Annotated in this window: 12 protein-coding genes and 1 pseudogene; 4 read left to right on the top strand and 9 right to left on the bottom strand. The window is 58.8% G+C overall.

The genetic code is table 11. The features are described 5' to 3' along the window. The first annotated feature begins 105 nt into the window (after positions 1-105). Both phnX and HU754_RS11050 read left to right on the top strand, forming a co-directional pair. Positions 106-933, top strand: a complete 828-nt coding sequence (gene phnX, locus HU754_RS11055; RefSeq protein WP_095050807.1) for a phosphonoacetaldehyde hydrolase — start codon at positions 106-108, stop codon at positions 931-933. A gap of 189 nt (positions 934-1,122) precedes the next feature. Then, positions 1,123-1,671, top strand: a complete 549-nt coding sequence (locus HU754_RS11050; RefSeq protein WP_093434069.1) for a cytochrome b — start codon at positions 1,123-1,125, stop codon at positions 1,669-1,671. A 3-nt stretch (positions 1,672-1,674) separates the two neighbouring features. Here HU754_RS11050 and HU754_RS11045 read toward each other — a convergent pair whose 3' ends face one another. Then, a complete protein-coding gene (locus HU754_RS11045) occupies positions 1,675-2,601 on the bottom strand; it encodes a 1-aminocyclopropane-1-carboxylate deaminase/D-cysteine desulfhydrase (protein WP_186622645.1) in 927 nt (308 codons plus the stop codon). Between the two features lie 225 nt (positions 2,602-2,826). Further along, on the bottom strand, positions 2,827-4,866 hold the full coding sequence (locus HU754_RS11040) for an NADPH-dependent 2,4-dienoyl-CoA reductase (RefSeq protein ID WP_093434064.1): 2,040 nt from the start codon (positions 4,864-4,866) through the stop codon (positions 2,827-2,829). A 208-nt stretch (positions 4,867-5,074) separates the two neighbouring features. Between HU754_RS11040 and HU754_RS11035 the strand changes: the two genes are divergently transcribed. Together HU754_RS11035 and HU754_RS11030 are read left to right on the top strand one after the other, a co-directional pair. Next, entirely contained in the window at positions 5,075-6,205 is a 1,131-nt protein-coding gene (locus tag HU754_RS11035; protein ID WP_186622646.1) for a carbon-nitrogen hydrolase family protein, read from the top strand. 3 nt (positions 6,206-6,208) lie between these two features. Further along, complete coding sequence (locus HU754_RS11030; protein ID WP_186622647.1) at positions 6,209-7,249, top strand: AraC family transcriptional regulator; 1,041 nt, start codon at positions 6,209-6,211, stop codon at positions 7,247-7,249. 418 nt (positions 7,250-7,667) lie between these two features. Here the strand turns inward: HU754_RS11030 and HU754_RS11025 are convergent, their stop codons facing one another. The 7 genes and pseudogenes from HU754_RS11025 to clpP all read right to left on the bottom strand — a co-directional run bounded on the left by HU754_RS11025 (position 7,668) and on the right by clpP (position 16,517). Beyond that, positions 7,668-8,522, bottom strand: a complete 855-nt coding sequence (locus HU754_RS11025; RefSeq protein ID WP_099756694.1) for a DUF2242 domain-containing protein — start codon at positions 8,520-8,522, stop codon at positions 7,668-7,670. 92 nt (positions 8,523-8,614) lie between these two features. Further along, positions 8,615-8,779 (bottom strand): annotated as a pseudogene (locus HU754_RS29415) (LysR family transcriptional regulator); the annotation flags it as partial. A 625-nt stretch (positions 8,780-9,404) separates the two neighbouring features. Next, positions 9,405-11,276 (bottom strand): SurA N-terminal domain-containing protein, encoded by a 1,872-nt coding sequence (locus HU754_RS11020; RefSeq protein WP_186622648.1) that lies wholly within the window; start codon positions 11,274-11,276, stop codon positions 9,405-9,407. Between the two features lie 228 nt (positions 11,277-11,504). Next, the gene (locus HU754_RS11015; protein WP_003183171.1) at positions 11,505-11,777 is read right to left on the bottom strand and encodes an HU family DNA-binding protein; all 273 of its coding nucleotides are present in this window, start codon (positions 11,775-11,777) and stop codon (positions 11,505-11,507) included. A gap of 148 nt (positions 11,778-11,925) precedes the next feature. After that, positions 11,926-14,322, bottom strand: coding sequence for an endopeptidase La (gene lon / locus HU754_RS11010; RefSeq protein ID WP_016986884.1), 2,397 nt, complete (start codon positions 14,320-14,322; stop codon positions 11,926-11,928). 163 nt (positions 14,323-14,485) lie between these two features. Next, positions 14,486-15,769 carry an ATP-dependent Clp protease ATP-binding subunit ClpX gene (clpX, locus tag HU754_RS11005; RefSeq protein WP_003223632.1) on the bottom strand — a complete coding sequence of 428 codons (1,284 nt, stop codon included), beginning with the start codon at positions 15,767-15,769 and terminating at the stop codon, positions 14,486-14,488. Positions 15,770-15,881: 112 nt separating this feature from the next. After that, positions 15,882-16,517 carry an ATP-dependent Clp endopeptidase proteolytic subunit ClpP gene (clpP, locus tag HU754_RS11000; protein WP_007951559.1) on the bottom strand — a complete coding sequence of 212 codons (636 nt, stop codon included), beginning with the start codon at positions 16,515-16,517 and terminating at the stop codon, positions 15,882-15,884. Positions 16,518-16,553: the final 36 nt, after the last annotated feature.

Raw genomic sequence — 16,553 nt, 5'->3', positions numbered from 1 at the left:
GATGAGGCCGTGTCAGTCGACAAAGATGTTGAATGATCAACCGCTATCGCGAGCAGGCTCACTCCTACATTTGAATTGCATTGCCAACTCAGGAATTTGATCAACATGAACTACGTCAATCCAAACAAACTGCAAGCCGCGATCCTCGACTGGGCCGGCACCGTGGTCGATTTCGGCTCGTTCGCACCCACGCAGATTTTCGTCGAGGCCTTCGCCGAATTCGACGTGCAGGTCTCCATCGAAGAAGCGCGTGGCCCGATGGGCATGGGCAAGTGGGACCACATCCGCACCCTCTGCGACCAGCCACAAGTGGCCGAGCGTTATCGCAAGGCGTTCGGCCGCACGCCGACCGACGATGACGTCACCGCCATCTACAACCGCTTCATGCCGCTGCAGATCGAGAAGATCGCCGAACACTCGGCGCTGATTCCCGGCGCACTGGAAACCATCGCCAATCTGCGTCAGCAAGGCATCAAGATCGGCTCCTGTTCCGGCTACCCGAAGCAGGTGATGGACAAGGTCGTCGAGCTGGCCGCCACCAACGGCTACGTCGCTGACCATGTGGTTGCTACCGACGAAGTGCCAAATGGCCGTCCGTGGCCGGCTCAGGCGCTGGCCAACGTGATCGCGCTGGGCATCGACGATGTCGCAGCGTGCGTGAAGATCGATGACACCGTGCCGGGCATCCTCGAAGGTCGACGCGCCGGGATGTGGACAGTGGCACTGATCTGCTCGGGCAATGCGCTGGGTCTGGATTACGAAGGGTTCCGTGCCTTGGGCAGCGATGAACTGGCCAGCGAGCGCAAGCGCATTCACGCGCTGTTCGAAGGCTCGCGCCCGCACTACATGATCGACACCATCACCGATTTGCCGGAAGTGATTGCCGACATCAACAAGCGTCTGGCCAACGGCGAAATGCCGCAATCGAGCTGATCCCTGCCGCTTGCTGCAAAGAAAAACGCCAGTGTCTGCACGACGCTGGCGTTTTTTATTGGCAAGCCCTGACTCAGAGCATTGAAAGTCCGATCAGCCTCAGGCAAATCCGCCAAAGCGGATTACAGTTAAAGCATGCCGTCGGCCAAGAACGGCAGGTTTGAACCCTGATCTGTGAGGAAACACCGTATGCCGTGGACAAGTTCCGAATCCCGCTACAGCACCGTCTCGGTCCTGTTGCACTGGCTGATGCTGGTCCTGTTGGTGCTGGTGTACGCCAGCATGGAGTTGCGCGGTCTGTTTCCCAAAGGCAGTGGCGGGCGCACGCTGATCCGCGAAGTGCATTACATGCTCGGCCTGACCGTGTTTGTGCTGGTGTGGTTTCGCCTGCTCGCGCGCAGCATTGGTCCGGCGCCAAAAATCTTCCCCGCCTCACCACAATGGCAAACCGTGCTGGCGCGGCTGATGCACTGGGCGTTGTACCTGTTCATGATCAGCATGCCGATCCTGGGCTGGCTGATCACCAGCGCCGAAGGACATCAAGTGATGTTCTATGGCTTTGACCTACCGCTATTGGTGGCGGAAAACAAAGCCTTCGCCAAGCAGGTCGAACACTGGCATGTGCTGATCGCCACGATCGGCTACTGGTTGATCGGCCTGCATGCACTGGCGGGGATTTATCACCACTATGTGGTGGGCGATAACACGCTGCTGCGGATGATGCCCAAGCGCGGTTGAATATCAGCGGCTGGCGCTAAACCCACGCCGGCCCTGCAAGCCTCCGGTATGAATGAAGATCAGCCGCGTGCCGGGCGCGAACCTGCCTGCCTCCACCTGCTGCTTGAGCGCCAGCAACGCCTTGCCGGTGTACAGCGGCTCCAGTGGGACGCCGCTGGCCTGCTCGGTCTGCTCAATGAACGCGAGCAGCAGCGGATCGACCTTGGCAAAACCGCCACGGCTGGCATCGATCAACTCATAGTCGGCAGTGGCCAGTCCGGCTGACCGCATAATCGACTCGACCTGCGGCGCCACGCCGTGATCCTCAGGGACTGCCAACGCGCCATAGACCCGGTGCGCACCCGCCTCGGCGAGGACCAGCCCGGCGAGTGTTGTCCCGGTGCCGCAGGCCAGCCACCAACCGTGATAGTCGCTCCAGCCCAGCGTAGGCAATTGCGCTTGCGCCTGTTCCTTGATGGCTGCACAGCCGAGCGCCCCTGCAAGTCCACCTCCCCCCTCAGGAACCGCTTGCAGATTGGGGTATTGCTCGTGCCAGGGTTGCCAGAATCCCGGCTCGTTGCGCGCGCGATAACCGCCATAACCCAACCAATGCAATTGCATGCCGAACGCCTGCAGATCCAGCACCGTGGGAGTTTCCTGCGCATGCCCGCGCAGCAGCCCCACGGTTTGGAAGCCCAGCCGTTTCCCCGTCGCCGCCAACGCGTGCAGATGATTGGAGTGCGCACCACCGAGACTGATGACGCCCTCGGCACCCATACGGTCGGCGGCTTTGAGGTGTTCGACGAGTTTGAACCATTTGTTGCCGCTGATCAGCGGGTCGATCTGGTCGAGGCGCAGGATGGCCACTTCAATGCCGGCGGTTGCGAGCCAGTCGAGGTGAAGGTGTTCGAGAGGGGCTTGGGGTAGCCAATCGGTGGGAGGCAAAAGCATGAGCGGCGATTCGATCTGGACAGAGCCAGTATTCTAATCGCTCACAAGCAGCCATCGCGAGCAGGCTCACTCCTACATTGGTTTGTGGTGCTCACCGAATCTGAGAACAACAAAAAACCTGTGGGAGCGAGCCTGCTCGCGAAGGCGTCGTGTCAGTCGACATGTGTATTGGCTGACACTGCGCTTTCGCGAGCAGGCTCGCTCCCACAGGTTAAGCGGCGTATTTTATAGCTCAGCCGCCAAGCGCGAACCTTGGTTGATCGCGCGTTTGGCATCCAGCTCGGCCGCGACATCGGCACCACCGATCAGGTGCACGTTCTGCCCCGCTTCCACCAGACCGTCATGCAATTCACGCAGCGGATCCTGCCCCGCGCAAATCACGATGTTGTCCACCGCCAGCACTTGCGGCTCGCCGGTTTCGCCGATGCGGATATGCAGGCCTTGGTCATCGATGCTCAGGTATTCAACGCTGTTGAGCATTTGCACCTGCTTGTTCTTCAGACCGGTACGGTGAATCCAGCCAGTGGTTTTACCCAGACCATCGCCGACCTTGGTTTTCTTGCGCTGCAACAGAAACACTTCGCGGGCCGGCGCGTGCGGTGCGGCTTTGATCCCCGCCACACCCCCACGGGCCTCCAGTTGCGTATCGATGCCCCACTCTTTCCAGAACGCGGCGCGATCCTGGCTGGTGGCCACGCCTTGGTGAACGAGGAATTCCGAGACGTCAAAACCGATACCGCCGGCGCCAATCACCGCCACGCGTTTACCGACCGGCTTGCGCTCAAGGATCACGTCCAGGTAGCTCAGCACCTTGGCATTCTCGACTCCCGGAATTGCCGGCACGCGCGGTGCAATGCCAGTGGCGAGGATGATCTCGTCGTAACCGCCTTCCACCAGTTTCGCGACATCGACGCGGGTGTTCAGGCACACCTCGACATTCGTGGTCTGCAACTTGCGTTTGAAGTAACGCAGGGTTTCGAAGAACTCTTCCTTGCCCGGCACGCGTTTGGCGATGTTGAACTGGCCGCCAATTTCGCTGGCCGAATCGAACAGGGTCACCTGATGGCCACGCTCGGCAGCCACGGTCGCGGCGGACAAACCGGCAGGGCCGGCGCCAACCACAGCGATTTTCTTGATCTGCTGCACCGGCAGATAATTGAGTTCGGTTTCGTGGCAGGCACGCGGGTTGACCAGGCAACTGGTCAGCTTGCCGCCGAAGGTGTGATCGAGGCACGCCTGGTTGCAACCGATGCAGGTGTTGATTTCGTCAGCGCGGCCTTCAGCGGCCTTGTTGACGAAGTCCGGGTCGGCGAGGAACGGCCGCGCCATCGAGACCATATCGGCATCGCCTTCAGCCAGAATCTGCTCGGCGATTTCCGGGGTGTTGATACGGTTGGTGGTGATCAGCGGAATCTTCACCGAACCGCGCAGCTTGGCGGTGACCTTGCTGAATGCCGCACGCGGCACTTTGGTGGCGATGGTCGGGATCCGCGCTTCGTGCCAGCCGATGCCGGTGTTGATGATGGTTGCGCCGGCCTGCTCGATGGCTTTGGCCAGGGTAACGATCTCGTCCCAGGTGCTGCCGCCCTCGACCAGGTCGAGCATCGACAGACGGAAAATGATGATGAAGTTCGGCCCTACCGCCTCGCGCACACGACGAACGATTTCCACCGGCAGGCGCATACGGTTTTCGTAGCTGCCGCCCCAGCGGTCGGTGCGGTGGTTGGTGTGTGCGGCGAGGAACTGGTTAATGAAATAACCTTCCGAGCCCATGATCTCGACGCCGTCGTATTCGGCGGTCTGCGCCAATACCGAACAGGTGACGAAATCGCTGATTTGCTTCTCGATGCCTTCCTCGTCCAGTTCTTTGGGCTTGAACGGGTTGATGGGTGCCTGAATCGCGCTTGGCGCGACTTGTTTCGGGCTGTAGGCATAACGCCCGGCGTGGAGGATCTGCATGCAAATCTTGCCGCCCGCGTCGTGCACCGCGCGGGTGACGATCCGGTGCTTGAGCGCTTCTTCCTCGGTGGTCAGCTTGGCCGCCCCGGAGTACACGCCGCCCTCGTCGTTCGGGCCGATACCACCGGTGACCATCAGGCCAACGCCGCCACGGGCACGTTCGGCGAAGTACGCCGCCATGCGCTCGAAACCGCCCGGTTTTTCTTCAAGGCCGGTGTGCATCGACCCCATCAGGGTGCGGTTGCGCAGCGTGGTGAATCCCAGATCCAGCGGGGCCAACAGGTGCGGGTAGTGAGCGGCGGTCATCGGTAACTCCACAACAAGCAATCACGGAAAAGTTGCGGGCGCTCTGCGGCTCCCGTCAGTCATGTTCGACAGACTAAGAGTCGCATCGCTGTCACTCAATGACCGTAACTGACAACTTATTGATCCAAATGCGCAGCGCCCCTTGGCAATCAGCTCCATGGGCCCTACCCTAGTCGCCATACCCTGTACCCGGTAGCTGTTGGTTTTCATGCGCAAACTTTTGTACCTGTTTTTCTCCATGGCCCTCGTCGCCGCCCTGACCACCTACGCCATGTGGGCGGCGGACCGGCCGGCGGGCCATTACCTGTCGGACTTACGCATTAAAGTGGCGGTCGATCAGGGCATCCCCGCCGATCGTGGCAATCTGCTGGGCATCCAGCCCGAGCTGTTTCCCACCGATTATCAAAGCACCGAGCGCTTGCACCGCAAACTCGCAGCCTATCTGCAGCAAGCCCAGGATCAAGGCCTGCTGAACGACAAAACCGTCGTGGTATTGCCGGAGAACGTCGGCACCTGGTTGCTGCTCAGCGGCGAGAAAGACGAGTTGTACCAGGCGCCGTCCCTCGCCGAAGCAATGAACTGGCTGGCGGCGAGCAATCCCTTGCTGTTCGCCCGCGCCTGGCTCAGCGCCAACGGCAGCGACCGCCTCAACGACGCGTATCTGCGGATGAAAGCCAAGGCGATGGCCAAGGATTACCAGGCGCTGTTCGGTGGTCTGGCCAAAGAATTTCACGTGACCCTGGTGGCCGGCTCGATCGTGTTACCGGAACCCAGCGTTCGCGATGGCCAGCTCAAACCCGGTAGCGGTGCCCTGTTCAACAGCAGCGTGGTGTTCGGCCGCGATGGCGTGCCGCTGGGCCAGCCGCAACGGCAGATGCACCCGGTGTTCGATCAACGTGAAGTGATCGAAAGCGCAGACAAACACGCGCTCAACGTGGTCGACACCCCGGCCGGACGCCTTGGCGTATTGATTGGTAGCGACAGTTGGTACCCCGACAATTACCGCAAACTCGACGAGCAAAACGCACAATTGGTCGCGGTACCGGCGCAGGTATTCGGTCAAGGTGCGTGGAATCAGCCATGGCGCGGTTACAAAGGTTCAAGCACACCGGGGTCGGTCAGCCTAAAACCCGGTGAAGTCACCGAAGGACAAGCCTGGCATCGACTGACACTGACCGCGCAACCACCGAGCAGTCGAGCGATTGCCGGCATCAGTGTGTTCCTGCGCGGGCAGTTCTGGGACAAGGCCAGTGCCGGTCAGAGTTTCCTCAGCAGCAACGGTCAGCAGTTCGCCGATGGCGATGCCCGGGGCGCGCGTTTGTTGAACATCTGGTTGTAAGCCATGAAGCCCCTGCCGATGCGCCTCGGGGACCTGTCGGTAGGCTTTGTTCACAGCCTCGCCGACGCCGTGCGCAGTCATGGGGCGGATCCGCAGTCGTTGCTGGAGCAATATGGTCTGGACGCCGCGCGACTGGCCGAGGCCGGGGCGCGTTTGTCGATTCCGCGCTATATGCGCCTGGGCCACGCGGCGATTCAGTTGACCGGCGATTCGGCGCTGGGCCTGCGCATGGGCCAGCTCAGTCGCCTGAGTCAGGCCGGGCTGGCCGGCGTTACCGCCGCACAGGCGCCAACCGTGCGCGAAGCCGCGCGCTGTCTGATCCGTTTCGAGGCGTTGTACGGTTCCAATTATCGCGGTCAGTCCAGTTTCCATGAAGATGCCCATGGCGCGTGGCTGCGTTTCTATTCGATCAGCCCGTACAACGCCTATAACCGTTTTGTCGTGGACTCGATCATTGCCGGATGGCTGCATCAGCTCTCCAGTGTCAGCCGCGAACCGCTGCCCGCCGAACGCATTGAAATCGAATTCGATGAGCCGGATTACCGCGAGGCGTACGACTTGCTGGGGGATTGCCCGATCCAGTTCGGTGCCGAGGGCAATCAACTGCGCCTGAGCCTGAACAGCCTCGCACAGCGCAATCCCGAGCATTGCCCGAGTACCTGGCGGCATCTGCTGCAACTGTGTGAACGCGAGCTGGAGCAATTGACTCGCACCCGCAGCCTGCGTGAACGCATCACTCAACTGTTGGGGCCATTGCTCAATGGTGGCCGGGAACCCGACCTGGAAGAAGTGGCGGCACGCCTGAAGCTGCCGACCTGGACGTTGCGGCGCAAACTGGCCGAGGAAGGCACGCAGTTTCGCGCAATCCTCAATGACACTCGCCGGGACCTGGCGATGACTTACATCCGCGATACCGAATTGGCATTCGGTGAAATCGCCTACCTGCTGGGTTTTGCTTCAGCCGAAGCGTTCCAGCGCGCCTTCAAACGCTGGAGCGGTCAGACGCCAGGCGAATTCCGCCGCAGTCACCGCAAAACGGCCTGAAAGCAGCTGCGAGCTATAAGCTGCAATCTGCAAGTTAAAGCTCGGTGGCGTCTTCGGCTGGCTCGGGTTGGTCCAGTTCAAAGGCCTGGTATTCGAGCAGCTCTTCTTGATATTCATCCATCGTGTAATCCCCCTGCTGCTCTCTTGAATGGGCCTGAGCAAATGCCCAGTGCCTCGAGCTTAACGTGCTCGTATGAAGGAAAAGTGAAACCCGGCCTTCATGAATAAAACGTAGCAGGTGGTCAGGAATTTATCGCAGGATTTTTGTCAGGGGAATGTAACGAGATTTTAAGCCCCCCCAAAAACTACTGTGGGAGCGAGCTTGCTCGCGAAGGCGGCCAGTCAGTCACATGCGTGCTGAATGTTCCGACGCTTTCGCGAGCAAGCTCGCTCCCACAGAGGTTGTGGTGAGGCTGGATTATTGGCCAGACGCTGGCATCGCCGGAATCGGCTCGGATGGCGGGGGGATATCCGGGTTGGCCGGTGGCGTGATGGTTTCGGTCGCCGGTGCAGGTTCTGCACTCGGCGCCGGAGTGATCGGCGCGGCCTCTGCCGGTGGCGCAACCGGTTCAGACGTCACGGGTGCGGTTTCGGCAGGTGCGGGAGCGGGCTCCGCTGCAGGCGCCGGGGTTGCGGCGGGCGCAGGCGTTGGAGTCGGCGCTGGCACCAGCGCTGCCGGAGCAGGCTTCGCCTCAGGCACGCCGAGGTCAGTCTTCGGTTTCTCTTCAATGTGCGCAGCTTTCTTCGCATCCGTCGGCAGGAACTGCTCGACCAGGGTAAAGAAACGCTCGTAGAACTTCTGTGCCGTCACCGTCTCGCTGGCGACTTTGACCATCGAATCGTCGGACGAGCCGATCGGCATCGACACCGAGCCCAACACACCCACGCCGAGGCTGGCCGAGTTGTTGGTCTTCTTCAGCGCATAACGATCCTGCAAAGCGTTGGCGAACATCGTCGCATGGTGCCCGACACTGCCGTCATCGGCGCAGACCACGTTGAAGCTGATCTCCATGTGGGTGTCGCCGGTTTGCTGGAAGCTCTTGTGGCCACTGACCAGTTTCGGGTCACTGCTGGTGATGATGTAGCCCTGGCTAAGCAATGCACGGCGCGCCGCTTCGCAACTGACCGCGTCGGTCACCGGGTAATTGCGCGAAAACGTACCGGAGTCATCGAAGTTCTCATGCTCATACATCGGCTTGTCTTTCGAACAGCCGGCAACAGCGGTCAACAACAGCGCCAACCCGACAACACGCATGGGAGTGGAAATCAACATTGAACATCCTGAGAGAAAACAGTCCGGGGCGTATTGTGCAACAGATCACGCCCCGGCGGCGCATGGATTAGTGTCTTAAAGCAGTTACAACTCTATCGACCTTCAGTTGCGGGAAAAAGTCGCAATGCCAGATGATCGATGAACACGCGCAACTTTGCCGTGGCATGGCGACTGGATGGCCATAGGACCCAGAACTGTCCGGTGTGTTCCAGATGCGTATCAAGCACGCGACGCAAACGGCCTTGAGCCTCGTCAACTCTGCACATGGATGCTGGCTCATGAACGACGGAAAATGGGTCGATTGGCAGACCGCTATCGCGAGCAGGCTCACTCCTACAATTGGAATGAGTACATCCGCAAAAAACAGCTCGGCTGTCAGGCCGCCTTCGCGAGCAGGCTCGCACAAAGAAGAGCAACAGCAGAACGCATGCTGCTTCTGCTCCTCACCACTCAACAGGATGAGCGTTAGCTCGGCTGCAGCTCTTGATCTTGATCTTGATCTGAAGGCCCGTCGGCAGGCTGAGTGGAGGGAATGATCCGGGCGTGGGAGCGCAGCGACCGTTTGGCGAAGCCAAACACAGCGGGAGTAGGTGCAGCGAAGCAAACCGGAGACGCTGCGCCCGGATCAATCCCGCAGCGAAGGAACCCCGAGCTTTAGCGAGTGGGCCGAACGTCAGGGCAAAGACCTTTGGTTCCTTTGGGGCGTTTGCCAAAGGGACTCGCCGTAAGGGCGAAACCGCCAGCGGCAACACCCGCAGCAACGGATATTCACCCAAAACCCCAAGAACATGGCCGGCCCAAAGGCCGCCACGCCCACCCCAAAGCCCAAAAAAAAGCCCCGACCTATTCAGGCCGGGGCTCTCATCACATCTCAGTCAACCATCAAAACCGCTTGATGTCCGCCTGAGCTTCCAACTGCTTGCGATAAGCAGCAAAGTCCTGCTGCCCCTCACGCGAAGCAAGGAAACGACGGTACTGAACCTTCTCTTCATCCGTCGGCGCCGCCGCTTCGTTAACACCATTCAGACGCACGATCATCAGACTGCCATCCGGCAACGTCACGCTGGTGAACGTCGGCTTGTCCTTGGCAGCCGGCTTCGGCATACGGAACAACGCTTGCAGCACCGCCGGATCAACACCTTCCTGACCACGGGTGGCCGCTTCGGTAGCTTTCCAGTTCTGACCCTCAACCGCCTTGTCCAACGGCGCCTTGCCATCGCGCAGATCCGCGATCAGCTTCTCGGCCTTGGTCTTGGCAGCCGCGCTGGCGTGCTCTTTGGTCAACTGGGTGCGGATCGCCGCACTCACGTTTTCCAGCGGCAGTTGCGCAGGCTTGAGGTGTTCCTTGGAACGCAGCACGATCACGGTTTCCGGATCCAGCTCGATGGCGGTGCTATTGGCACCTTCGTCGATCACTTCGGTGCTGAACGCAGCAGTAACCACGGCGCGGTTCGCCGCAACACCTTCGCCACCTTCACGGCCGAACGGCTTGGAGGTGTGCACGGTCAGCTTCAGATCCGCCGCTGGCTGAGCCAGGTCAGAGGCTTCGAACGCGGAGTCTTCCAGTTGCTTGGTCGCCTCGACAAAACGCTGCTCGACCTGAGCGGCTTTCAGCTCGCGGGTGAGCTTGTCTTTCAGGCTGGCCAGGGTCGGCACTTCAGGCGCTTCCACACCCAACAGCTTGATCAAGTGATAACCGAAGTCGGTACGAATCGGCTCGGACACCTGGTCTTTCGACAAGGAGTACAAGGCTTTTTCGAACGCCGGATCGTAAACGCCAGGGCCTGCATAACCGAGGTCGCCGCCATTGTTGGCCGAACCCGGATCCTGCGAGAACTCTTTGGCCAGCGCTTCGAACTTCTCGCCCTTGGCCAGACGCGCCTGAACGTCTTCGATCTTCGCTTTGGCCTGAGCCTCGGTGGTCTTGTCGTTCACTTCGATCAGAATGTGCGCGGCACGACGCTGTTCCGACAGGTTGGCGATCTCTTTCTGATACGCCGCCTGCAGGTCTTCGTCCTTGACGGCAACCTGATCGAAGAACGAAGACTTCTTCAGTTCTACGTAATCGATGATCACTTGATCCGGAGTCATGAACTCCTTGGCGTGCTCGTCGTAGTAAGCCTTGACCTCGTCGTCGGTCAGTTTGACCGCCGCCGGGTCAGCCTTGACGTTCAGGGTCGCGAAATCGCGGGTCTGTTTTTCCAGACGGGCGAATGCCAGCACTTCGGCGTCAGTGACGAAACCGCTGCCTGCCACACCGGCACGCAGTTGGCCGATCAGCATTTCCTGAGCCAGCATCTGACGGAATTGCATACGGCTGTAACCCAGTTGACGGATCACCTGGTCGAAACGGTCGGAGCTGAACTTGCCGTCCACCTGGAATTCAGGTGTCTGCAGGATCACTTGGTCCAGTGCGCCTTCGGAGAAAGCGAATTTCGCTTGTTCTGCACCTTGCAGCAGCAGCTTGCGATCGATCAGACCCTTGAGGGCCGATTCGCGCAGCATTTTCTCGTCGAGCAAGGAAGCATCGAAGTCCTTGCCCAACTGTTGCATCAGCTGACGGCGTTGCATATCAACGGCCTGGCTCAGCTCGTTCTGGCTGATTTCATCACCGTTGACCTTGGCCGCCTCATTCTTGTGAGTCGTGGCCTTGAAAATGGCGTCGAAACCGGTCAGAGCCATCAGTGCAACGATGACCCCGATAATGGTCTTGGCAATCCAGCCTTGTGAATTGTCCCTGATATTCTGCAGCATGCGTCCCCCAGAAACGGTTGAACTTCAAAATTAGGCAACCGTGGAGCGTGGGTAGAATCCGGATAGAAGAAAGGCGCATCCGAGGATGCGCCTTCTCGTAACTGGCGGAGCGGACAGGGCTCGAACCCTCGATCCCGGCGTTACAGGCCACTGTTTCAGCGACCTGCTCTACCGCTCCGCTGCCAAGTCAGGCATGACCCCGACCCGGATGGGTAAAAACCTGAAAACTTAGTTAACAGCTTCTTTCAGTGCTTTACCGGCTTTGAAACCTGGCTTCTTGGCAGCCGGAATTTCCAGAGTCTTGCCGGTTTGAGGGTTACGACCGGTACGAGCCGGACGGTCCGTCACGGAGAAAGTACCGAAACCAACCAGAACAACGGAGTCGCCAGCCTTCAGAGCGCCAGTGACGGATTCGATTACAGCGTCCAGCGCACGGCCAGCAGCAGCTTTCGGGATATCAGCGGATGCAGCGATAGCATCAATCAGTTCCGACTTGTTCACTCTAAGTCCCCTTATATCTATTTTGAGATGATTCTAAGTTTTTTGGTGAAAGCAAAAACGAGTGCTGAATGGCCTACAGACACTTAAGAGCCGCTTTATAACAAGGGCTCTAAAAAACTGTCAAGGAAGCCCCCCAGGCAAAAGCGTATTAATGCGTGCTAATTCTTTCCTTAGAGTCAGACTCACGTTTTTCGTCCTTGGCAACTATCTCCGGAGCCACATCCGGCAAGGGCTCCGGCGCGTATTGCAGCGCAATTTGCAGGACCTCGTCAATCCATTTAACCGGTTTAATCTGCAGATCCTGCTTGATATTGTCAGGAATCTCCTTCAGATCGCGCACGTTCTCTTCCGGAATAATCACGATCTTGATTCCGCCGCGGTGAGCCGCCAGCAGTTTTTCCTTCAGACCGCCAATCGCCAGCACTTGACCACGCAGCGTGATTTCACCGGTCATGGCGACATCGGCGCGCACCGGAATGCCGGTCAAGGCCGACACCAGCGCCGTACACATGCCTACGCCAGCGCTAGGGCCGTCTTTCGGCGTCGCCCCTTCCGGCATGTGGATGTGCGTGTCACGCTTCTCGTGGAAGTCCAGAGGAATGCCCAGACTTTTGGCCCGGCTGCGCACTACAGTGAGCGCGGCAGTGATCGATTCGACCATCACGTCGCCCAGCGAACCGGTCTTGATCAGTTGACCTTTACCCGGCACAACCGCGGCTTCGATGGTCAGCAATTCACCACCCACCTGAGTCCAGGCAAGCCCCGTGACCTGACCGATCTGATCCTGTTGCTCAGCCAGACCGTAGCGGAATTTGCGCACCCCGAGGAAGTGCTCCAGCAGGTCAGCTGTCACTTTCACCGAGAAGCGTTTTTCCATTGCGTGCTCTTTAACGGCCTTGCGGCAGACCTTGGCGATCTGACGTTCGAGGCCACGCACACCGGCTTCACGGGTGTAGTAACGGATGATGTCGCGGATTGCTTCAGCGTCGAATTCCAGCTCGCCCTTTTTCAGACCGTTAGCGGCGATCTGCTTTGGCGAGAGGTATTTGACGGCGATGTTGATCTTTTCGTCTTCGGTGTAGCCCGGCAGACGGATCACTTCCATCCGGTCGAGCAGCGCCGGCGGGATGTTCATCGAGTTCGAGGTGCACAGGAACATCACATCCGAGAGGTCGTAATCGACTTCCAGATAATGGTCGTTGAAGTTGTGGTTCTGCTCCGGATCGAGCACTTCCAGCAACGCCGACGCCGGGTCGCCACGCATGTCGCTGCCCATTTTGTCGATTTCATCGAGCAGGAACAGCGGGTTGCGCACCCCCACTTTTGTCATCTTTTGAATCAATCTTCCTGGCATCGAACCGATGTAAGTCCGACGGTGACCGCGAATTTCCGCTTCATCACGCACGCCACCGAGGGCCATGCGCACGAATTTGCGGTTGGTGGCGTGAGCGATCGACTCCGCCAGCGAGGTTTTACCCACGCCCGGAGGACCGACCAGGCACAACACCGGGCCACGGATTTTCTTCACGCGCTTTTGCACGGCGAGGTATTCAAGGATACGTTCCTTGACCTCTTCGAGACCGTAGTGATCGGCATCGAGAATGTCTTCTGCGCGCGCCAGGTCCAGGCGAACCTTGCTCTGCGCTTTCCACGGCACTTGCACCAGCCAGTCGATGTACGAGCGCACCACGGTGGCCTCAGCGGACATCGGCGACATCTGCTTGAGTTTGTTGAGCTCGGCAGTAGCTTTGGCCAGCGCGTCTTTCGGCAGACCGGCAGCGTCGATACGCTTCTTCAGGTCTTCGATTTCGTTGTGGCCTTCGTCGCTGTCACCGAGCTCTTTCTGAATGGCCTTCATCTGCTCATTCAGGTAGTACTCGCGCTGACTGCGCTCCATTTGCTTTTTGACGCGGCCACGAATGCGTTTTTCGACTTGCAGCAGATCGATCTCGGCATCCAGCAACGCCAGAACGTGCTCGACCCGAGCCGACAAATCGATGATTTCGAGGATTTCCTGCTTCTGCTCGATTTTCAGCGCCATATGCGCCGCCATGGTGTCGACCAGGCGACCCGGCTCATCGATGCTGTTGAGCGACGACAGGACTTCAGCCGGGACCTTCTTGCCCAACTGTACGTATTGTTCGAACTGCGACAGCAGTGTGCGCACGAACACTTCGGATTCGCGCTCGGCGGCGTCGACTTCTTCGATCAACGAGACTTCGGCACGGCAGTGGCCGTCAACTTCGCTGAAGCGCTCGACGGTGCCACGCTGCTCACCCTCGACCAGAACCTTGACGGTGCCGTCAGGCAGCTTGAGCAGCTGTAGAACAGTGGCGATGGTACCTACGCGATAGAGAGCGTCTTCACCGGGATCATCGTCAGCCGGGTTTCTCTGGGCCAGCAGCAGGATCTGCTTGTCGCCCGTCATCGCGGCCTCGAGGGCTTCGATGGATTTCTCGCGCCCCACGAACAGCGGGATAACCATGTGCGGATAAACCACGACATCACGCAATGGCAGGAGAGGCAATTCGATGGTTGTCTTCATGATTTCGCCTCTACGGCGGCCATATGGCCGTAATCAGATGGAATTGAGCTTGAAACCAAGATGGGGGCTGCCTTGAAAAAAAACAAGCACAAAGCGGATGTAAAAAATGACATAAAAAAAAAGAGGCCCGAAGGCCCCTTCTTTATTCCAGCAGACTGGACGCTTAAGCGTCCGGCGCTGCCTTGGCCGTCGGCTCACTGTTTTCGTAGATATACAGTGGCTTGGACTTGCCTTCGATCACGCTTTCATCGATCACGACTTTGCTCACCTCGGACTGCGAGGGGATTTCATACATCGTGTCGAGCAGTACACCTTCGAGAATCGAGCGCAGACCACGAGCACCGGTTTTACGTTCCAGGGCACGCTTGGCGACCGATTTCAGCGCGTCGGTCCGGAACTCCAGATCCACGCCTTCCATCTCGAACAGCTTGGCATACTGTTTGGTCAGAGCATTTTTCGGCTCGGTGAGGATCTGCATCAGCGCAGCCTCGTCAAGCTCGTCCAGCGTCGCGAGGACCGGCAGACGACCGACGAATTCCGGGATCAGACCGAACTTGACCAGATCGTCAGGCTCGACTTCACGCAGGGATTCACCGACTTTCTTGCCTTCTTCCTTGCTGCGCACTTCTGCGTTGAAGCCGATGCCGCCCTTGGTGGAACGGTTTTGAATAACCTTTTCCAGACCGGAGAACGCACCACCGCAGATGAACAGGATGTTACGGGTGTCGACCTGCAGGAATTCCTGCTGCGGGTGCTTGCGACCACCTTGCGGCGGTACGGAAGCGACCGTGCCTTCGATCAACTTCAGCAAGGCCTGTTGCACGCCTTCACCGGAAACGTCCCGGGTGATCGACGGGTTGTCGGACTTGCGGGAAATCTTGTCGATTTCGTCGATGTAGACAATACCCATCTGGGCCTTCTCTACGTCGTAATCGCACTTCTGCAGCAGCTTCTGAATGATGTTCTCGACATCTTCACCCACATAACCCGCCTCAGTGAGGGTGGTTGCGTCGGCAATGGTGAACGGAACGTTCAGCAAGCGGGCCAGTGTTTCGGCCAGCAGGGTTTTACCGGAGCCTGTCGGGCCGATCAGCAGGATGTTGCTCTTGCCGAGTTCGACGTCGTCAGCCTTCTTGTCACGCTGGTTCAGGCGCTTGTAGTGGTTGTACACCGCTACGGCCAAAACCTTTTTCGCACGCTCCTGACCAATGACGTACTGGTCAAGGATGCCGCTGATTTCTTTAGGCGAAGGCAATTTATGCGCGCTGCTCTCGGCCTGGGCTTCCTGCACCTCCTCGCGGATGATGTCATTGCACAGGTCGACGCACTCGTCGCAGATAAAGACCGAGGGGCCGGCAATCAATTTGCGCACTTCATGCTGGCTTTTGCCACAGAAGGAGCAATAGAGCAGCTTGCCGTTGTCCTCGCCGTTGCGGGTGTCAGTCATTCGTTCGATCCAAATCCGATAGGCTTGCAACACAAGATGAAGGCTATTGCGGGCTTTTTCAAGCCCGCCGCTGATCAGACAAGCCGACCAAGCCTATTTTGAGCCGCTTATTTTAAGCTGGGCGCTGGTTGATCACTTCGTCGATCAGGCCATATTCCTTCGCAGCTTCTGCACTCATGAAGTTGTCGCGATTGGTATCGCGCTCGATTTCTTCCAGAGTACGCCCGCTGTGTTTGGCCATCAGCGTGTTCAGACGCTCGCGAATGAAGAGGATTTCCTTGGCGTGGATTTCGATGTCCGACGCCTGGCCCTGGAAACCGCCCAGTGGCTGGTGAATCATCACGCGCGAGTTCGGCAGGCAGAAACGCTTGCCCGGGGCACCTGCGGTCAGCAGGAATGCGCCCATGCTGCAGGCCTGGCCGATGCAGGTGGTCGACACGTTCGGCTTGATGAACTGCATGGTGTCGTAGATCGACATGCCTGCAGTCACCGAACCGCCCGGGGAGTTGATGTAGAGATGGATGTCCTTGTCCGGGTTTTCCGCTTCAAGGAACAGCAGTTGCGCACAGATCAGGTTGGCCATGTAGTCCTCTACCGGACCAACCAGAAAGATCACTCGCTCCTTGAGCAGGCGCGAATAGATGTCATAGGCGCGTTCGCCACGAGCAGATTGCTCGACAACCATCGGGACCAGGCCGCCGGCGGCCTGGATATCAGAGTTCTGCTGAATATAAGAATTACGGAACATGCTCTGCAGTCGCTCCCAAATAGTTATGTCTTGAAT

The organism is Pseudomonas zeae (assembly GCF_014268485.2).
Classification (GTDB): domain Bacteria; phylum Pseudomonadota; class Gammaproteobacteria; order Pseudomonadales; family Pseudomonadaceae; genus Aquipseudomonas; species Aquipseudomonas neuropathica.
The sequence above is the reverse complement of the archived record's forward strand: the minus strand, read 5'-3'. Positions and strand labels throughout refer to the sequence as shown.

Coding starts and splice junctions, on each gene's coding strand:
- phnX (WP_095050807.1), top strand. CDS start 106: ATGAACTACGTCAATCCAAACAAACTGCAAGCCGCGATCCTCGACTGG.
- HU754_RS11050 (WP_093434069.1), top strand. CDS start 1,123: ATGCCGTGGACAAGTTCCGAATCCCGCTACAGCACCGTCTCGGTCCTG.
- HU754_RS11045 (WP_186622645.1), bottom strand. CDS start 2,601: ATGCTTTTGCCTCCCACCGATTGGCTACCCCAAGCCCCTCTCGAACAC.
- HU754_RS11040 (WP_093434064.1), bottom strand. CDS start 4,866: ATGACCGCCGCTCACTACCCGCACCTGTTGGCCCCGCTGGATCTGGGA.
- HU754_RS11035 (WP_186622646.1), top strand. CDS start 5,075: ATGCGCAAACTTTTGTACCTGTTTTTCTCCATGGCCCTCGTCGCCGCC.
- HU754_RS11030 (WP_186622647.1), top strand. CDS start 6,209: ATGAAGCCCCTGCCGATGCGCCTCGGGGACCTGTCGGTAGGCTTTGTT.
- HU754_RS11025 (WP_099756694.1), bottom strand. CDS start 8,522: ATGTTGATTTCCACTCCCATGCGTGTTGTCGGGTTGGCGCTGTTGTTG.
- HU754_RS11020 (WP_186622648.1), bottom strand. CDS start 11,276: ATGCTGCAGAATATCAGGGACAATTCACAAGGCTGGATTGCCAAGACC.
- lon (WP_016986884.1), bottom strand. CDS start 14,322: ATGAAGACAACCATCGAATTGCCTCTCCTGCCATTGCGTGATGTCGTG.
- clpX (WP_003223632.1), bottom strand. CDS start 15,769: ATGACTGACACCCGCAACGGCGAGGACAACGGCAAGCTGCTCTATTGC.
- clpP (WP_007951559.1), bottom strand. CDS start 16,517: ATGTTCCGTAATTCTTATATTCAGCAGAACTCTGATATCCAGGCCGCC.